Here is a 15,655-nt window from a genome sequence, read left to right as displayed (position 1 = left end):
TGCGATGAGAGATCGTCTAGGCACTTGGCGCGATTGCGCTGTGCGTGCTCTACGACAAAGGCCCTGACCGGCATTCCTGCTGGTCAGGGCCTGTTTGTGCCCCCGGCAGGACTCGAACCTGCGGCCAAGTGCTTAGAAGGCACCTGCTCTATCCGCTGAGCTACGGGGGCGGGGCGGGCGTTGGGCCCGGGGCGGGGCGGGTGGGGCCTTGTGAGCGTCCGGTGCCTAATCCCCTGGGGTGGGGTTGAGGAGTCCCTTGCCCTGCCGGGGACAGGATAAGGGGGTGGCGCTGCCTTGCTCGGCTTTCCACCGCCGGGATGGGTGTGTCGGCCTCGCGAGAGCGGTCTGATAATCGCAGGTGGAGAGGCATGGTGCAGCATTGTGGGGGGTGTTGCCGCCGGACGTTGTGCAGTCGTTACGGTGATGTCTCCTCACCCGTTATGGACCTGCCGTGCTGGTAGCGGGGTGTGCTGGGAACGTGACGGTTGAGCAGCGGCGGCGTGGGGTGAGATTTCGGTTCCTCCGGTCGGATGACGTGGACAGAGCGTCCTTGCGGCCACTCGTTCAGGGGTGGGCGGGGGAGGGGGCGGGGGCTTTTGTCATGGACGCAGAACGCCATCCTAGGTAATTATGGAAATAATATCACCAAGGGATGGCAAATTTATCCACAGGGGCTTGGTTATCCACAGAAATCAAATCCATTCACCGCAGTTGTGGCGGGACGGGGCAACATCGTCGACAGCAGGTCAATTCTCCCGGTGCAGGAGAAACACGAGAAATGCGAGGGCATGCCGTGAACGAGACTCTGGTGACGATGATCGGAAATGTCGCCTCGACGGTGAGCTACGGGCAGACCGCCGCCGGGGTGCCGATGGCGAACTTCCGGCTGGCGGCGACGGAGCGGCGCTACGACCGGGCGCGCGGTGAGTGGGTCGACGGGGACACCAACTGGGTCACGGTGAACGCGTGGCGCTGGCTGGCGGCGAATGTGGTGAGTTCGCTCGGCAAGGGCGATCCGGTGGTGGTCAGTGGGCGGCTGCGAGTGCGGGAGTGGGAGGACGGCGGTAAGCGGAGATCGGTGGTGGAGATCGATGCACGGGTGGTGGGCCACGACCTCGGCCGGGGCACCTCGGCCTTCCGCTGGGCGGTCCGCGGCAGGGCGGAGTTGACGCCGGCGCAGCCGGTCGGCGAGGCGGTGCCGGAGTGGATCGTGGAGGCGGTCCGGGCGCACCGGGCGGCCGATGCGACGGCCACGGCGGGTGCCGGCCGGGCGGAGTCGGTGGTGGCGGGAGGTTCCGTCGCTGCAGGGGAGTTGGAGGGGGTCGGGGCTGCGGGTCGAAGCCCCGGGGGTGGTGCGGCGGCGCTGGCGTCGCCGGCGCGGCGGGTGGCGATCGAGCCGGCCGGCATGGCGGGAGGAGGCGCGGGCGGAGCAGCGGCTGGAGCGGGTGCAGTTGGAGGGGTGGGCGGGGCAGCGGAGGGCGGGGTGCCGGTGGCTCCGGCGGCAACTGGAGCGGTGGGGGTGTCGCGTGCCACTCGGCCGGCCCGGAGCGTGCGTGGCCCCGCCGTGGAGCGACCGCCCCGCTCGGCCGCGGCGGCCAGGGCAAGTCGCGCTGCTGGTGGGCTGGTCGGGCCGGCGGAGGTGGGCTCGCAGGTCGGAACCGGGTCGCCCGGGGGGCCGGACGAGGCGGGTTGGGCGGGAGAGGTGGTGCCGATGTGAGGAAGTGATGGTGAGGAGGGGGCAGGGGCAGGAGCGGCGAGAAGGACGAGAGGGGTGAGAGGTTGGCGAGGGGTGGGGCTTGAGGGAGTGTCGGGCGGGGCGGTGGCCGGCGGGGCGTCAGGCCGGCGGGGTGGTGCGAGTCCGCCGTGGGGTGCTCCGCCTCTGCTGTCTCCCCCACCCTCGTGCCGGGGCTGCGGAGCAAGTGCCGACCCAAACTCCGGAGCCTCGAAGCGCAGGTGGGCGAAGTGCCGGGCGGCTAGTGCGCGTAGCAACCACTGCACGACGGTATCGATCAGACTGGCTCTAGCTCTTGAGCGTTAGTTGAGCTTTCATCGACACTAGTCGTCGGGCATCGTGCATTGGCGGGTCAGAGAGTCGATAAAGTGACGAATATCTGGCGACCCGTCAGTCTGCCGCCCGAGCAACCGGCTTGATAACAATTCCGATACGGAAGTCGCAACCCCTGGAATTTCGGTTTGCGCGCCCTGGGTTCTCCATATGATGCGTCTGGTTCAGACAAGTGCGGCGGCGCCACAATGGGCGCGGCATTGCGCGGCGGGCCGTCATGGGCGCGGCCCTGCCCGGAGGGGTCCTTCATGTACCACATGCAACGGCGGGGTATCTCCCGCATAGCTGCTGTCATGCTCACGTCGAGCATGATGGTCGGCGGCGGGTTCGTTCTGGCGGGTGCGGCCGTCGCGGATGGCGGCACCGGTGCCGGAGCGACCGCGACACTTCAGGACGGCCTGAAGTTCGGCGGCCAGATCAAGATCAATGACGGTGACTGGAACGCCGGCGGCGGTCTGATCGTCCTCAAGAACGCGGACGGCACCGAGTTCGACACGTACTGCATCGATCTCAACATGGAGACGAAGCCGCACGCCAAGTACCAGGAGACCGCCTGGTCCGGCACCTCGCTGGCGACCAACCCCGACGCCGGCAAGATCAACTGGATCCTGCAGAACTCGTACCCGCAGGTCTCCGACCTCCACAAGCTGGGCAGCGAGGTCGGTGTCCCCTCGCTCGACGCCAACGAGGCCGCCGCCGGTACCCAGGCTGCGATCTGGCACTTCTCGGACCACGTCAAGGCCGTCCCGCTGGACGCCGGCGCCGCGACCCTCGCCAGCTACCTGATCAGCCACGTGCAGGACGTCAAGGAGCCGGCTCCCTCGCTGACCCTGTCCCCGTCGTCGGTCTCCGGCAAGAGCGGCTCGCTGCTCGGCCCGATCACCGTCGCCAGCACGGGCAACTCCGTCAGCGCCTCGCTCGACAGCACCTCCAGTGCGGCCGGCGTGGTCCTCACCGACAAGAGCGGCAACGTTCTGTCCGACCAGAGCGGCGCCCTGACCAAGCCCGTCCAGAACGGTGACCAGCTCTTCGTGAAGGCCCCGGCCGGCGCGAACGCGGGTACGGCGACGGTCAGCGCCAAGGCGTCGGCCGACGTCCAGGTCGGTCGTGCGTTCACCAGCCTCGGCTACACGCCCTCGAACCACAGCCAGACGCTGATCCTCGCGGGCACCCAGACCGACACCGTGACCGCCAGTGCCACCGCCACCTGGGCGCCGACCGGTCCGGTCCTCGCCTTCTCGGCGATGGTCGACTGCACCAAGAGCGGCGTCGTCGTCACCGCCACCAACAATGGTGACCAGCCCTTCACCGTCGGTGTGACCGACGAGGGCAGCGGCATGCCGTCCCTCACGGTCGCCCCGGGCCAGACCCAGAGCGAGGTCGTCCCGGTCGGCGAGGGTGCGGCCTACGACATCAAGGTCACCGGCCCCAAGGGCCAGCAGGAGTTCCAGGGCATCCGCAACTGCCAGGTCGCCCCGAGCCACTCCCCGAGCCCGAGCACCTCGGCCACTCCGGTGACCTCGGCGACCCCGAGCAGCTCCAGCAGCAGCCCGGCCACCGCGACCCCGAGCAGCTCGGCCAGCGCCAGCAGCCCGGCCGTCGTGGCCCCGAGCGCCTCGGCCAGCCCGACCAGCACGAACGGCAAGACCCTCGCCTTCACCGGTGGCGGCAGCAACTCCGGCCTGATCGCCGGTGTCGCCGGTGCGCTGGTCCTACTCGGCGGTGGCGCGGTCTACACGATGCGTCGTCGGGGCCGTCACAGCCGCACCACGGCCTGACGCCGATCGCCCGCACCGATCGCCCGACAGCGACAGCTGCCCATAAGTAGCTGAAGCCGAAGCGGTCCGCGTAGCCGCCCGAGCGGCGGCGAACGCAGCCCAGTGGCCTGATCCCCTGCACCAGGGGATCAGGCCACTGGCGTTCCGGCGCTCAGACGTCGCCGCCGGGCCAGGGGCAGGGGCAGGGGCAGGGGGGCCGGGCAGGGCAGGTCCGGGGCAGGGGCAGGCCAGGTCCGGGACAGGGGTCAGGTCAGGGCCCGGACCCGGGCCGGGGCGCGGATCGGGGGCGGGGGTCGTAGCGCTGCGATACCGCAGCGCTACGGCGCCGGAACGCCGCACACCGGAACCTCCGAGCGCCTGAGCTCCGGGGAGCGGGTTCGGGATGGGAGCCCGGGTGCGGCACAATGGAACGCTGACAGCCTGAAACACTCCTCGACGACGCCGGAGCGATCTCACGTGGCGGAATACATCTACACCATGCGCAAGTTGCGCAAGGCGCACGGCGACAAGGTCATCCTTGACGACGTGACGCTCAGTTTCCTCCCCGGAGCGAAGATCGGCGTTGTCGGCCCCAACGGCGCCGGTAAGTCCACCGTCCTCAAGATGATGGCCGGCCTGGAGCAGCCCTCCAACGGTGACGCCTTCCTTTCGCCCGGATTCACCGTCGGCATGCTCCTGCAGGAGCCGCCGCTGGACGAGTCCAAGACGGTCCTGGAGAACGTCCAGGACGGCGTCAAGGAGGTCAAGGGCAAGCTCGACCGGTTCAACGAGATCGCCGAGCTGATGGCGACCGACTACTCGGACGCGCTGCTGGACGAGATGGGCAAGCTCCAGGAGGAGCTGGACCACTCCAACGCCTGGGACCTCGAGGCCCAGCTGGAGCAGGCCATGGACGCGCTGGGCTGCCCGCCCGGCGACTGGCCGGTCACCAGCCTCTCCGGTGGTGAGCGCCGCCGCGTCGCGCTCTGCAAGCTGCTGCTCGAGGCGCCCGACCTGCTGCTGCTCGACGAGCCCACCAACCACCTCGACGCCGAGTCGGTGAACTGGCTGGAGCAGCACCTGGCCAAGTACGCCGGTACCGTCGTCGCGGTCACCCACGACCGGTACTTCCTGGACCACGTCGCGCAGTGGATCCTGGAGCTGGACCGCGGCCGGGCCCTGTCCTACGAGGGCAACTACTCCACCTACCTGGAGTCCAAGCAGTCGCGCCTCAAGGTCGAGGGCCAGAAGGACGCCAAGCGCGCCAAGCGGCTCAAGGAAGAGCTGGAGTGGGTCCGCTCCAACGCCAAGGGCCGCCAGGCCAAGTCCAAGGCCCGCCTCGCCCGTTACGAGGAGATGGCGGCCGAGGCCGACAAGATGCGGAAGCTGGACTTCGAGGAGATCCAGATCCCGCCGGGCCCGCGTCTGGGCAGTGTCGTGGTCGAGGTCGACAAGCTCAACAAGGCCTTCGGCGAGAAGGTCCTGATCGACGACCTCAGCTTCACCCTGCCGCGCAACGGCATCGTCGGCGTGATCGGCCCCAACGGCGCCGGCAAGACCACGCTCTTCAAGATGCTGCAGGGCCTGGAGACCCCGGACTCCGGCGACGTCAAGGTCGGCGAGACCGTCAAGATCAGCTACGTCGACCAGGGCCGTTCCAACATCGACCCGAAGAAGACCCTGTGGGAGGTCGTCTCCGACGGCCTCGACTGGATCAACGTCGGCCAGGTCGAGATGCCCTCGCGCGCCTACGTCTCGGCGTTCGGCTTCAAGGGTCCGGACCAGCAGAAGCCGGCCGGTGTGCTCTCCGGTGGTGAGCGCAACCGCCTCAACCTGGCACTCACCCTCAAGCAGGGCGGCAACCTGCTGCTCCTCGACGAGCCGACCAACGACCTCGACGTCGAGACGCTCTCCTCGCTGGAGAACGCGCTGCTGGAGTTCCCGGGCTGCGCCGTGGTCATCTCCCACGACCGCTGGTTCCTGGACCGAGTGGCCACCCACATCCTCGCCTACGAGGGCGAGAGCAAGTGGTTCTGGTTCGAGGGCAACTTCGAGTCGTACGAGAAGAACAAGATCGAGCGCCTGGGCGCCGACGCGGCCCGTCCGCACCGCGCGACCTACAAGAAGCTGACCCGAGGCTGACCTCGCCCCGGCCTGTGCGGCAGCGGCCCGGTCGGGTGCCCGTTGGGTACCCGGCCGGGCCGCTCGAATGGCCGGGCCGCTCGAAGTGACTGGAAGAGCGGGCCGCTCGAAGTGACCGGAAGAGAAGGAGAGACGTTCGTGGCGCGCCACATCTACGCCTGCCCGTTGCGGTGGTCCGACATGGACGCCTTCGGCCACGTGAACAACGTGGTCTTCCTGCGCTACCTGGAGGAGGCCCGGATCGACTTCATGTTCACCCAGGCCACCGCCGCCGGTGCGGGGGAGTTCGCGGGCGGCTCGGTGGTCGCGCGGCACGAGATCGACTACAAGGTGCCGCTGGTGCACCGCCCGGAGCCGGTGACCATCGAGACCTGGGTGACCAGGATCGGTGGCGCCTCGCTCACGGTCAGCTACGAGGTGAAGGACCGGGCCGAGGACGGCACCGAGACGGTGTACGTCCGGGCGTCGACCATCGTGGTCCCGTACGACCTGAAGGCCGCCCGGCCGCGCCGGATCAGCCCGGTGGAGCGGGAGTTCCTCAGCCGCTTCATGGACGAGCCCGCCGAAGCGAAGAGCAGGGCGGACCAGGTCGCGGTGGCCGCGGCCTGAGCCGGTCGCGAACCGTGGCAGCAGGCGTGTGGTCGAGTCCGAGACCCAGCCCGAGACCCAGCCCGAGACCGAGACCGAGACCCAGCCCGAGACGCAGCGCGAACAGAACGAAGTGAGTGTTCCCGTGATCAGTACGGCCCGGTTCGTCCTTGCCGACTCCCGCGAGGCGGCCGATCTCGGTGCGTTCCTGAGCCGCCTGCTGCGGTTCGACCGGGCGGCCGCGGTGCGGCTGCAGTTGGTCGCCGACGAGGCGGGCGGCCCCGGTGTGCTGGCCGTCTACGGGCGGTTGCCGCTGGGCGCCGCCGGGGTGCTCGCGCTGCGCACCACCCGGCTCGCCGCCGCCGAGCCGCTGCCGGGCGCCCCAGAGACCGAGCCGCTGCCGGGCGCCACGGAGACCGGGGCTCTGCCGGGTACCACCGACCTGACCGTCTCGGCGGGCCAGCTGCTGGAGGGGGTCGACGAGGCGGGGGCCGCGCTCGCCGTGCCGCCGCCGGTCACCGGACCCGCCTGGGCGGGACTGCTGCCGCCGCGCCGCGGCTGGCAGCAGCTGGGCGAGGTCGGCGCCGGGCTGGTGGTCCCGCAGGTGATGGCGGCCGTCGCCGAGTTCAAGGAGCGCACCGCCCAGGTGCCGGAGCACCACCGGACCCGCGAGGTGCTGGACCGGCTCGCCGACGAGATCTGGTCGCGCCCGCTCGGCGCGCTCCCGGCGCTGCCGCTGCGCGCGGCCCACGCCGCCTACCGGATCGGCTTCCTGCACCCGGACGCCCGGCTGACGGCGCACCGCGCGGGCAGCTGGCTGCGGCTGACCGCACCGCACGGGACGGTCGCGCTGCGGGCCACGGCCGCCCCGGGCGCGGGCCTGGGGCTGACCCCGCTGCGCTGAGCCGGAGAGCTCCGCAGCGGACGGCTCCGAGCCGCTCACGTCCGGGGCGGGGCCGCCCGAGCAGCCCGAGCCGCCCGAGAAACCCGCCTCACGCCTCCTGCTGGTCGTCCGGCCGCACCGCGATGTGATCGGCGACCAGGTCGACCGCGACCCGGTGCTCCATCCCGAGCGCCGTGAGGAACTCGCGCGGCAGCTGCACCCGCCCGGTGCGGTCCAGCATCACGTACTCCCGCTCGTTGACGCGTTCCGTGCCGTCCGCCTCGGTCACGGTCCGGCGCAGCACCTCGGAGGCGGTGCGCCCGTCACGGATCGCCACCGTGCGGCGGACCTCCCCGGCCACCATGGGGTCGTGCGTCACGATCACCACGGTGGCGCCCAGCTCGCGGTTGACGGTGCGGAACGCCTCGAAGATCCCGGCGGCGGTCTCGGAGTCCAGTTCACCGGTCGGCTCGTCGGCCAGCACCACCGAGGGGTTGTTGGCCATCGCCACCGCGATCGCCACCCGCTGCTGCTCGCCGCCGGAGAGCTGGGCGGGCCGCCGGTCGGCCAGGTGGTCGATGCCGAGCGCGGCCAGCAGCTCACCGGCCCGGGCGGCGCGGCGCTTGGCCCGTCCCGCCGACCAGCGCTCGCCGTTCAGCTGCATCGGCAGCGCCACGTTCTGGGCCGCCGTCAGGAACGGCATCAGGTTCCTGGCGGTCTGCTGCCAGACGAAGCCGACCACCTCCCGGCGGTAGCGCAGGCGCTCCTTGGACGTCATGGTCAGCAGGTCGCAGCCGGCCACGGTGGCCGAGCCGGCGGACGGGACGTCGAGGCCGGCCAGGATGTTGAGCAGGGTGGACTTGCCGCTTCCGGAGGCGCCGACCAGGGCGATCAGGTCCCCCTTGCCGACCAGCAGGTCCAGGCCCTGGAGGGCCTGCACCTCGACCCGGTCGGCGCTGAAGATCCGCACCACCCGGTCGCAGGCGATCACCGAGTCCTGCCCGTAGGCCGGGGCGTCGCGGGCGCTCAGGGCCCGCTGCCGCAGCTCGTCGAGCGTGACGTCCGGCGCGGCGGGATCCGCCACCCCCGCCGCGCCGCCGGCCGCCGAGGTGTCACCCGCCAAGCCGTCAGCCCCGTCCGTCCCACGCCGCTTGCCGCTCGTCGGTGTGCTCACCGCTGGTCACCCGCTCTCAACTCGGTATTGATCTGCCGCCGCCCGGCGAACAGCGTCTCCGCGACCACGACCCCCGTGGACAGCCCGGCCAGGATCAGTGCCTGCCAGGCCACCTGCCCGGGGGCCGCCCGCAGCCCGCCGGGCACACTCGCCCCGACCATGGCCGACAGATTGACCGCCGTGCCCAGCAGCGGCGCGGACAGGCAGGCGATGCCGGCTCCGGCGACCGCGGCCACCAGGGTCTGCGGCAGCGCCTCGACCAGGATGAGGACCAGGCCCTGGCGCGGACGCAGGCCCATGGTGCGCAGCCGGGCCAGCAGCGCCGAGCGTTCGGGCGCCGCGCGCAGCAGGGTCAGCAGCAGCGAGAGCACGCAGTACCCGGCAGCGGCGACGACCGAGGCCCAGAACAGCTGCTCCGCCGAGCGCTGCAGCGGGTTGTCGGCCATCTCCCGGGCGTAGTCGTCCCGGGTGGCGATGTTGAAGCCGGCGTTCACCTGGGCGGTTGCGTCCTTGCCCGCACCCAGCTCCTGGTTCAGCAGCCCGCGCAGCGCCGCACCGGTGATCCCGTCGCCGGTGCCGAACCACGCGGTCGGTGCGTTCGCCAGCGCCGCCGCCGCCGGCCGCTGGCGGGCCACCGCGTCGCTCGACACCAGGAGCACCGGCCGCTCGCCGAGGACCGGCACCGCGGGGGTGGCCTGGATGGTGCCGACCACCTGGATCTTCAGCCTGCCGTAGGCGTTCGGCAGCTGGACGTAGTTGCCCTGGGTACCGAGCCGGCTCGCGTAGGTGGTGTTGACCAGGGCGGGCACCATGGCATCGGGGTCGGCCGGGGCCTTCAGCAGCGCCGGGTCGAACTGCCCGTAGCCCACGTCCCGGGCCAGCGCCGCATAGCTCTCCGGATCGACCATGACGAGGATCATGTCGGGCAGCGCGCTGCCGTCCGCGGTCCCGGTCGTGGCCCCGTCGTCGATCACCGCCGCGGTGCCGGAGCGCACTCCGGGCAGCTTGGCGGCGGCCGGGACGAACCCGTTCGGCAGCGTGCCGGAGTCGTTCGCCAGCACCCGGGCATCGCCGCCCACCGCCTGACGGACCGCCACCTGGCGCGCCGCGTCGGCGGAGCTGAGCATGGTGACCCCGAAGCCGGCGGTGGTGACCGCGAGCAGCAGCGCCAGCAGCGGCAGCATGGTCGGTCCAGGCCGGGCCGCCGTGCCGTCGCCGGCACCGGTGGACCCGCCGCCGGCGCCGCTCGCCGCCCCGGTCCGGGTGGCCCGGGCCAGGCCCAGGAAGCCGACCGCACCGGGCCGCCGGGCCGCCCAGCGCACGCCGGGGGCGAGCAGCAGCGGGAAGAGCCTGGCCAGCAGCACCGCCCCGGCCACCGCCAGCAGCAGCGGCGCGGCGGTCAGCAGCAGGTCGAGCGAGCTGCCCGGCGGCGCCATCCCGCGCCGCCGCACCGCGAGGACGGCGGCTGCGGCCAGCGCCAGCGCGGCCAGCTCGGCCACCAGCCGGCGCGGGCTGCCCAGCAGCCGGGTGAACCGCCGGCGCCGGGTGGGCCGGGTCGCACCGGCGGCGCGACCCTTGCCGCGCGGACCGCTGGCGCGCAGCAGCAGGACCGCCCGCAGCGGGAACGGCAGCAGCGCGAGCAGACCGACCAGCACGCCGGTCAGCACCGCCGCCGTCCAGCGCGGGGCGGGCAGCAGGAGCAGGGCGAGCGCCGTGCCGAGCCCTGCGGCGGGCACGGTCAGAACGGCGATCTCGGCGAGCAGTCGCCCGCCGATCGCGGGCAGCGAGCCGCCGCGGGCCCGCAGCAGGATCAGTTCGGCGCGGCGGCGGTCCACCGCGAGCCCGGCGGCCAGCAGCAGGACCACCAGCGCCACCGTGCCGGCGCCGATCGGTCCGATCGCGTGCAGCGGGGCGGCGGCGGACTGCTGGTTCAGTGCCTTGGTGAACGCGTCCGGCAGCATCGAGCTGGGGCGCAGGCTGGGGACCTTGATGCTGCTGCCCAGGGAAGCGGCCAGCGGGCCGTCCAGCATGGAGCCGATCAGCTGCTGTGCCTGGCCGACCTGGTAGCTGTGCAGGTGGTGCGGGTCGATCGGGATCTGCCAGAACAGCTTGGCCCCGTTCCACTGGGGCAGCGCGGTCAGATCAGTGGGGGCGACCAGGGCATCGACGTCCCAGTAGGGCTCCGGCGGCGCGCCGACGGCCTCCAGACAGGGAGTCAGGAGGCAGCCGGCGGTGGACCAGATCGCCTGCTTCGCGTCGGTCGGCTCGAAGAGGCCGACCACCACGGCCTGGACCGAGTGCTCCGGCTGGTGCGGCCTGGACCGGCCGAGGGCCGAGAGCATGCTGGTGTTCAGGGCGGAGCCGACGCCGACCCCGAGGCGGTCGGCCACCGCTTTGGTGAGCGCGACGTCGAACTCGAGGTTGCCGTCGACGTCGAGGGTGTGGCCCTCGGGCAGCTTCCCGGCCACCAGCCGCAGGTGGGAGTCCTGGTCGTGCAGGGTGTAGAGGCTGAGCACCGGGTCCTGGCCGACGCCGGGCCGGGGCAGCGCGGGGTCGGTCAGGTAACGGGTGCCGCTGCTCGCGCCGTAGGAGTCGTCCGCGGGCAGGGGCGCCAGTGGTGCGGTCAGGTCGCCGCGCAGCTTCTCGGCGACCTGGTCCAGGGTCTGCTGGTTGTACGCCGAGGTTCCGGTGCTGGGATCGGTGGTGTCGGAGCTCAGGGCGGCCGTCAGGCTGCGGGCCTGGGGCGTGGTGCTGCTGAGCACCTTGGTCAGCGCCCGGTCGCCGTCCCGGTCCAGGGTCCGCGGGAGCGCGGCGGCCAGGAAGGCGGTGCCGAGTACCAGCAGGGCCAGCAGCAGGGCGGCGGACCGGCTGGTGTGCAGCCTGGTCCTGACCCAGGGCGCGGGGGTGCGCCCGGCCGTGGCGCCGCGGGCGGTCCGCTCGGCGGCGGGCTCGCGATCGAGCGGTTCGCGATCGGGGCTCACATCTCCTCCGAGTAACGCAGACGGGCGATGGTCTCGCCGGGCCGGGCAGGGCGCAGCACCCGGTGGACGGTGAGCAGGACGGGCAGTGCGGCCACCGCTGCGAGCAGCACCAGGACCTGCCCCATGGGCAGCACCACCAGCACCGAGGGCATCGGCCGGTGGGCGTCCGTGGTGAGGACGGTCAGCGGTACCACCAGGTGGACCAGCGCCGTTCCGAGCGCGAGGCCGACGCCAAGGCCGAGGGCGATCAGGATGCCCTGCTCGGCGGCGGCGGTCCTGGCCAGCTGCCGGTGCGGGGTGCCGAGCGCGCGCAGCACGGCGAACTCGGCGGCCCGTTCGCCGGCGGCGCCCACCGCGGCGGCGGCGAAGCCGATCGCCGCCAGCACCGCGGCCGCGACGGTCAGGGCCAGCAGCCCGCTCTGCGGGGCGGCGCCCAGCGGATCGTCCTGCAGGCCGGTCACGAGCTCCTGGTACACCTGCAACTGCGCGGGGACGGTGCCCGCCCGCAGCGCGGTGGCGGCCTGGGCCGGCACGGGGTCGGCCGGTCCGGTGCCGGGCAGCCACCACTCGGTGGGGGGCAGCGGGGGGTTCTGGGCGGCGCCCAGCATCCGGTTCACGGTGGTCAGGTCGACCATCAGCGCGGTGGTCGGGCCGCCGGTCCCGCCGCCGACGCCGGGCAGCGTGGGCACCACGGCGGCGATCCTGACCTTCAGGCTGGCGGTGCCGAGCGACAGCGGCACCTCCTGGCCGACGGCGGCGCCGGTGGCGGTCAGGTAGTCCTTGGTGGCGAGCGCGTCGAGCACGGTCGGCGGGGCACTGCCCGGTGCGCCCACGGTCAGCTGGGTGGTGTTGTCCAGCTGGCCCTTCCCGGCCTTGTAGGTCACGCCGAACAGGTCCTGTCCGTTCGCCGGGGCGAGGGTGGAGCCGTCCAGGACCGACCAGCCCTGTCCCGCCGTGCCGATCGCCGTGGTCGCGCCGCTGTCCACGTCGGTCCCGGTCATCCGGTGGACCGTCAGCTGCTGTTGCATGGCGGCGAACGCGGGGCCGTCGTAGGTGAGTTTCACGCCGGCCAGGGTGAGCGGGTAGGCGGCCCGGCCGGCCGGGGAGCCGATCAGCGGGGCCAGATCGGCGGAGACGGCGACGTCGCCGTCGGCCGGGACGCCGGGGAGCACGGCCTCGAAGGGGAGCCCGTGCCGGTCCCGCAGTTCGAGCTTGACGGAGGGGGCGTGGATCGACGGGTCGACGTAGAACTCGCCGTCGGCCGACGGTGGTCCGGCGGACGTGCTGGTCCGCACCGACAGGTCCAGGTTCAGCCGGATCGGCTTGCCCGGCAGCACGAGCCCGCCGCCGTCGGTGCCCCCGGAGCCGGAGCCGGAGCTGGAGTCAGCGCCGGTGCCGGTCAGCGGGGCGAAGAACTGGGCCGGGGTGCGCCCGCCGGTCAGGTCCGGGCGCATCCGCACCGAGGTGGCGGCGGCCTTGGTGTCGATCGCCAGCAACTGGCCGATCCGGCCGGCCTGCAGCGGCAGGTCCTGCCGGGAGACGGGCAGGAACCGGGAGCCGCCGGGCAGTTGGTCCAGCACCCCGCCCTGGCCGAGGGCGGGCACCGCAAGGTTGGCCACCCGCAGCCCGCCGAGGCTGGCGAAGGCGGACTGGTCGCGCTGCGAGGCGCTCAGCGAGGCGCCCTGGCCGAGCGCCAGCATGCCCATCGAGACGGCGAAGACCATCAGCAGCACCGGGCCGGCGTTGCGCCGGGGCCGGCGGGCGAACTGCCAGCCGGCCAGCGCGCCGGGCAGCCCGCGCCGGCGCCCGGCCCACCGCTCGCCGAGCCGGGCGGCCAGCGGCAGCAGCCGCAGGGCCAGCACGGTGCCGGCGCACAGCGCCAGGGTGGGCGCGGTGACCAGCACCGGGTCCAGGCCGAGCCGCCCGGAGGCGTCCGCGGACAGGGCACCGCCACCGGCCGCGGCGCTGCCCGCCGCCGTGGCGGAGACGCTGCTGCTCGGCCCGGAGCCGTAGTGCGCGAGCTGGAAGTAGGCGAGTGCGGCCAGGGCGAACAGCGCGAGGTCGCTGCCGGAGCGGCCGAGCGCGGAGGCCAGTGCCTGGCGTCGCCCGGCCCGGCGCTGGAAGACCGCGCCGCCCAGCACCCGCGCGACCGCGGGCACCAGCACCACCAGCACCGCGCCGATGCCGACCCCGAGCGATAGCAGCCAGGAGACGGGCGAGAGCCCGCCGCTCAGCCGCATCTTCGCGTGGGCCAGCGGACCGATGTGGCTCAGCAACGACAGCAGCGCGGGGGTGAGCAGGGGGGCGAGCAGCACCGCGGGCAGCGCCAGCAGACCGGCCTCCAGCGCGGTCAGCCCGGCGATCCGGCGCCAGGTGGCGCCGCGACCGGTGAGCAGCGCGTTCTCGGAGGCCTGGCGCTCGCCCAGCAGCCGGGTCACCAGGACCAGGGCGGCGATCGCGAGGACGGCCAGCTGGAGCGCGCCGATCACCAGGGTGGAGCGGGCCACCAGCAGGTCGTTGTGCAGGTCGTCCAGGGCGGCGCTCAGCGACGTGGTCGCGGTCATTCCGGTGCCGGCCTGGAAGGCGTTGATCTGCTTGGCCACCCGGTCGCGCAGCGCGTCCAGGTCGGCGGCCTTGGCGTGCGAGAAGTCGCCGGTCAGCAGCAGGCCGAGGGTCTGCTGCTGGACCGTGCCGCCGGTGAAGACGGAGTCCTGGACCAGCAGCGGGCCGTAGGTGGTGAAGCCGCTGACGGAGACGCCGCGCCCGGCCAGCGGGTCGAGCTGCCAGTACGGGTCGGTGGTGTCGGTGGGGTGGTAGACGCCGGTGATCAGCACGTCCAGCGCCGAGCCGTCGTAGCGGTCGACCAGGTGCAGTGCGGTGGGAAGTGCCTCGGGCCGCAGGCCGAGGCGGTGGGTCACGGCGTCGGGCACGGCCACCTGGACCGGGCCGCCGGGGGCGGCGGCCTGCGGCAGCCGGCCCGCGCTGAGCGTGACCTCGGCCGGGTCGAGCGAGGCGAGCAGCGTCAGGTCCGGGTCGACGGGCTGGCCGTCCGCGCCGGTGGCGCCGGTGGCCGGCAGGCCGTAGGCGTGGCTGCGGCCGAGCTCGTGCAGCTGGGCGGGCAGCGAGCCGAAGATCCGGCTCGCCAGCCCCCGGACCTGCTGTTCGGCCGCCGCCCGGCCGGAGCTCGCGACGTCGTCGGAGACCTGGACGGTGGACCTGGCCCGGTCCTGGACGGCCAGCGCGCGGCGCACCCCGGCATCGCCGACCCCGGATTCGAAGGCGTTCAGCGTGCAGAGCACGGTCGCCGTCAAGACGATGGTCAGCACCGCCGAAGCGGCCAGTGCCAGCCTGCTGCGCAGTCTGCGCAGGACGAAGCCGCCCATGGTCGATGCCCCTCCCCGAAGCCTCGGTCTGCCCCCGTGCGGTGCCATGTCCGGGTCCACCGGACATGGCAGCGGCCATGTACCGGCGTACGGGACCCCTGCACCGAATAACGGGCGATGCTGTCAGAGAAGGTTCAGCCGGGGAAGGGTTTTGTAAAAAAGCGGTCAGTAACGAAACTAAATACGCACAGGGCATGTCAAAGACGTAATCGCCCGATGCTCAGTGCGAGTTGACCGTCTCAGTGCGAGTTCACCATCGAGGCCGCCGCGTAGCTCAGGTAGTCCCACAGCTGCCGCTCGGCATCCGGGGCCAGGGCGAGCTCGTCCACCGCCACCCGCATGTGCCGCAGCCAGGCGTCGTGCGCGGCCTGGTCGACCTTGAACGGGACGTGGCGCATCCGCAGCCGCGGGTGCCCGCGCTGCTCGCTGTAGGTGCGCGGACCGCCCCAGTACTGGATCAGGAACAGGGCCAGCCGCTCCTCGGCGCCGGCCAGGTCCTGCTCGGGGTACATCGGGCGCAGCAACTCGTCCTCGGCCACGCCCTGGTAGAAGCGGTGCACCAGCCGACGGAAGGTGGCCTCGCCGCCCACCGCCTCGAAGAAGCTCTCCTCGTGACTCTCCGCACGCCCGATCTCAGTCATCCGACCATGGTCGCAGACCGCTGCGGAAAGCCGGAACCGGC

At 72.6% G+C, this 15,655-nt stretch carries 9 protein-coding genes and 1 tRNA gene; 5 read left to right on the top strand and 5 right to left on the bottom strand.

Annotated elements, in window-relative coordinates:
- Positions 1-97: 97 nt before the first annotated feature.
- Positions 98-170, bottom strand: a tRNA-Arg gene (locus OG294_RS13675).
- Positions 171-793: 623 nt separating this feature from the next.
- Here OG294_RS13675 and OG294_RS13670 point away from each other — a divergent pair.
- The 5 genes from OG294_RS13670 (at position 794) to OG294_RS13650 (ending at position 7,456) form a co-directional block, all read left to right on the top strand.
- Complete coding sequence (locus OG294_RS13670) at positions 794-1,717, top strand: single-stranded DNA-binding protein (RefSeq protein ID WP_327066759.1); 924 nt, start codon at positions 794-796, stop codon at positions 1,715-1,717.
- A 641-nt stretch (positions 1,718-2,358) separates the two neighbouring features.
- On the top strand, positions 2,359-3,843 hold the full coding sequence (locus tag OG294_RS13665) for a Cys-Gln thioester bond-forming surface protein (RefSeq protein ID WP_327066758.1): 1,485 nt from the start codon (positions 2,359-2,361) through the stop codon (positions 3,841-3,843).
- A gap of 456 nt (positions 3,844-4,299) precedes the next feature.
- Positions 4,300-5,964 carry an energy-dependent translational throttle protein EttA gene (gene ettA / locus OG294_RS13660; RefSeq protein ID WP_327066757.1) on the top strand — a complete coding sequence of 555 codons (1,665 nt, stop codon included), beginning with the start codon at positions 4,300-4,302 and terminating at the stop codon, positions 5,962-5,964.
- 138 nt (positions 5,965-6,102) lie between these two features.
- A complete protein-coding gene (locus OG294_RS13655; protein ID WP_327066756.1) occupies positions 6,103-6,573 on the top strand; it encodes an acyl-CoA thioesterase in 471 nt (156 codons plus the stop codon).
- Positions 6,574-6,601: 28 nt separating this feature from the next.
- Positions 6,602-7,456, top strand: a complete 855-nt coding sequence (locus OG294_RS13650) for a hypothetical protein (protein WP_442789157.1) — start codon at positions 6,602-6,604, stop codon at positions 7,454-7,456.
- An 88-nt stretch (positions 7,457-7,544) separates the two neighbouring features.
- Here the strand turns inward: OG294_RS13650 and OG294_RS13645 are convergent, their stop codons facing one another.
- The 4 genes from OG294_RS13645 to OG294_RS13630 form a co-directional block, all read right to left on the bottom strand.
- On the bottom strand, positions 7,545-8,558 hold the full coding sequence (locus OG294_RS13645; protein WP_442789326.1) for an ABC transporter ATP-binding protein: 1,014 nt from the start codon (positions 8,556-8,558) through the stop codon (positions 7,545-7,547).
- 47 nt (positions 8,559-8,605) lie between these two features.
- Positions 8,606-11,590: an FtsX-like permease family protein gene (locus tag OG294_RS13640; RefSeq protein WP_327066755.1), complete on the bottom strand. Its 2,985-nt coding sequence runs from the start codon at positions 11,588-11,590 to the stop codon at positions 8,606-8,608.
- Entirely contained in the window at positions 11,587-14,973 is a 3,387-nt protein-coding gene (locus tag OG294_RS13635; protein ID WP_327066754.1) for an FtsX-like permease family protein, read from the bottom strand. Before OG294_RS13635 ends, OG294_RS13640 begins: the two co-directional genes overlap by 4 nt.
- A gap of 239 nt (positions 14,974-15,212) precedes the next feature.
- The gene (locus tag OG294_RS13630) at positions 15,213-15,614 is read right to left on the bottom strand and encodes a globin (RefSeq protein ID WP_327066753.1); all 402 of its coding nucleotides are present in this window, start codon (positions 15,612-15,614) and stop codon (positions 15,213-15,215) included.
- Between the last annotated feature and the right edge of the window lie 41 nt (positions 15,615-15,655).

It is taken from the genome of Kitasatospora sp. NBC_01302, assembly GCF_035976515.1.
Classification (GTDB): domain Bacteria; phylum Actinomycetota; class Actinomycetes; order Streptomycetales; family Streptomycetaceae; genus Kitasatospora.
The sequence above is the reverse complement of the archived record's forward strand: the minus strand, read 5'-3'. Positions and strand labels throughout refer to the sequence as shown.

Bases quoted from the DNA above. Each gene is read 5' to 3' on its own strand.
- OG294_RS13665 (WP_327066758.1), top strand. From the start codon at position 2,359: ATGCTCACGTCGAGCATGATGGTCGGCGGCGGGTTCGTTCTGGCGGGT.
- OG294_RS13635 (WP_327066754.1), bottom strand. From the start codon at position 14,973: ATGGGCGGCTTCGTCCTGCGCAGACTGCGCAGCAGGCTGGCACTGGCC.
- OG294_RS13630 (WP_327066753.1), bottom strand. From the start codon at position 15,614: ATGACTGAGATCGGGCGTGCGGAGAGTCACGAGGAGAGCTTCTTCGAG.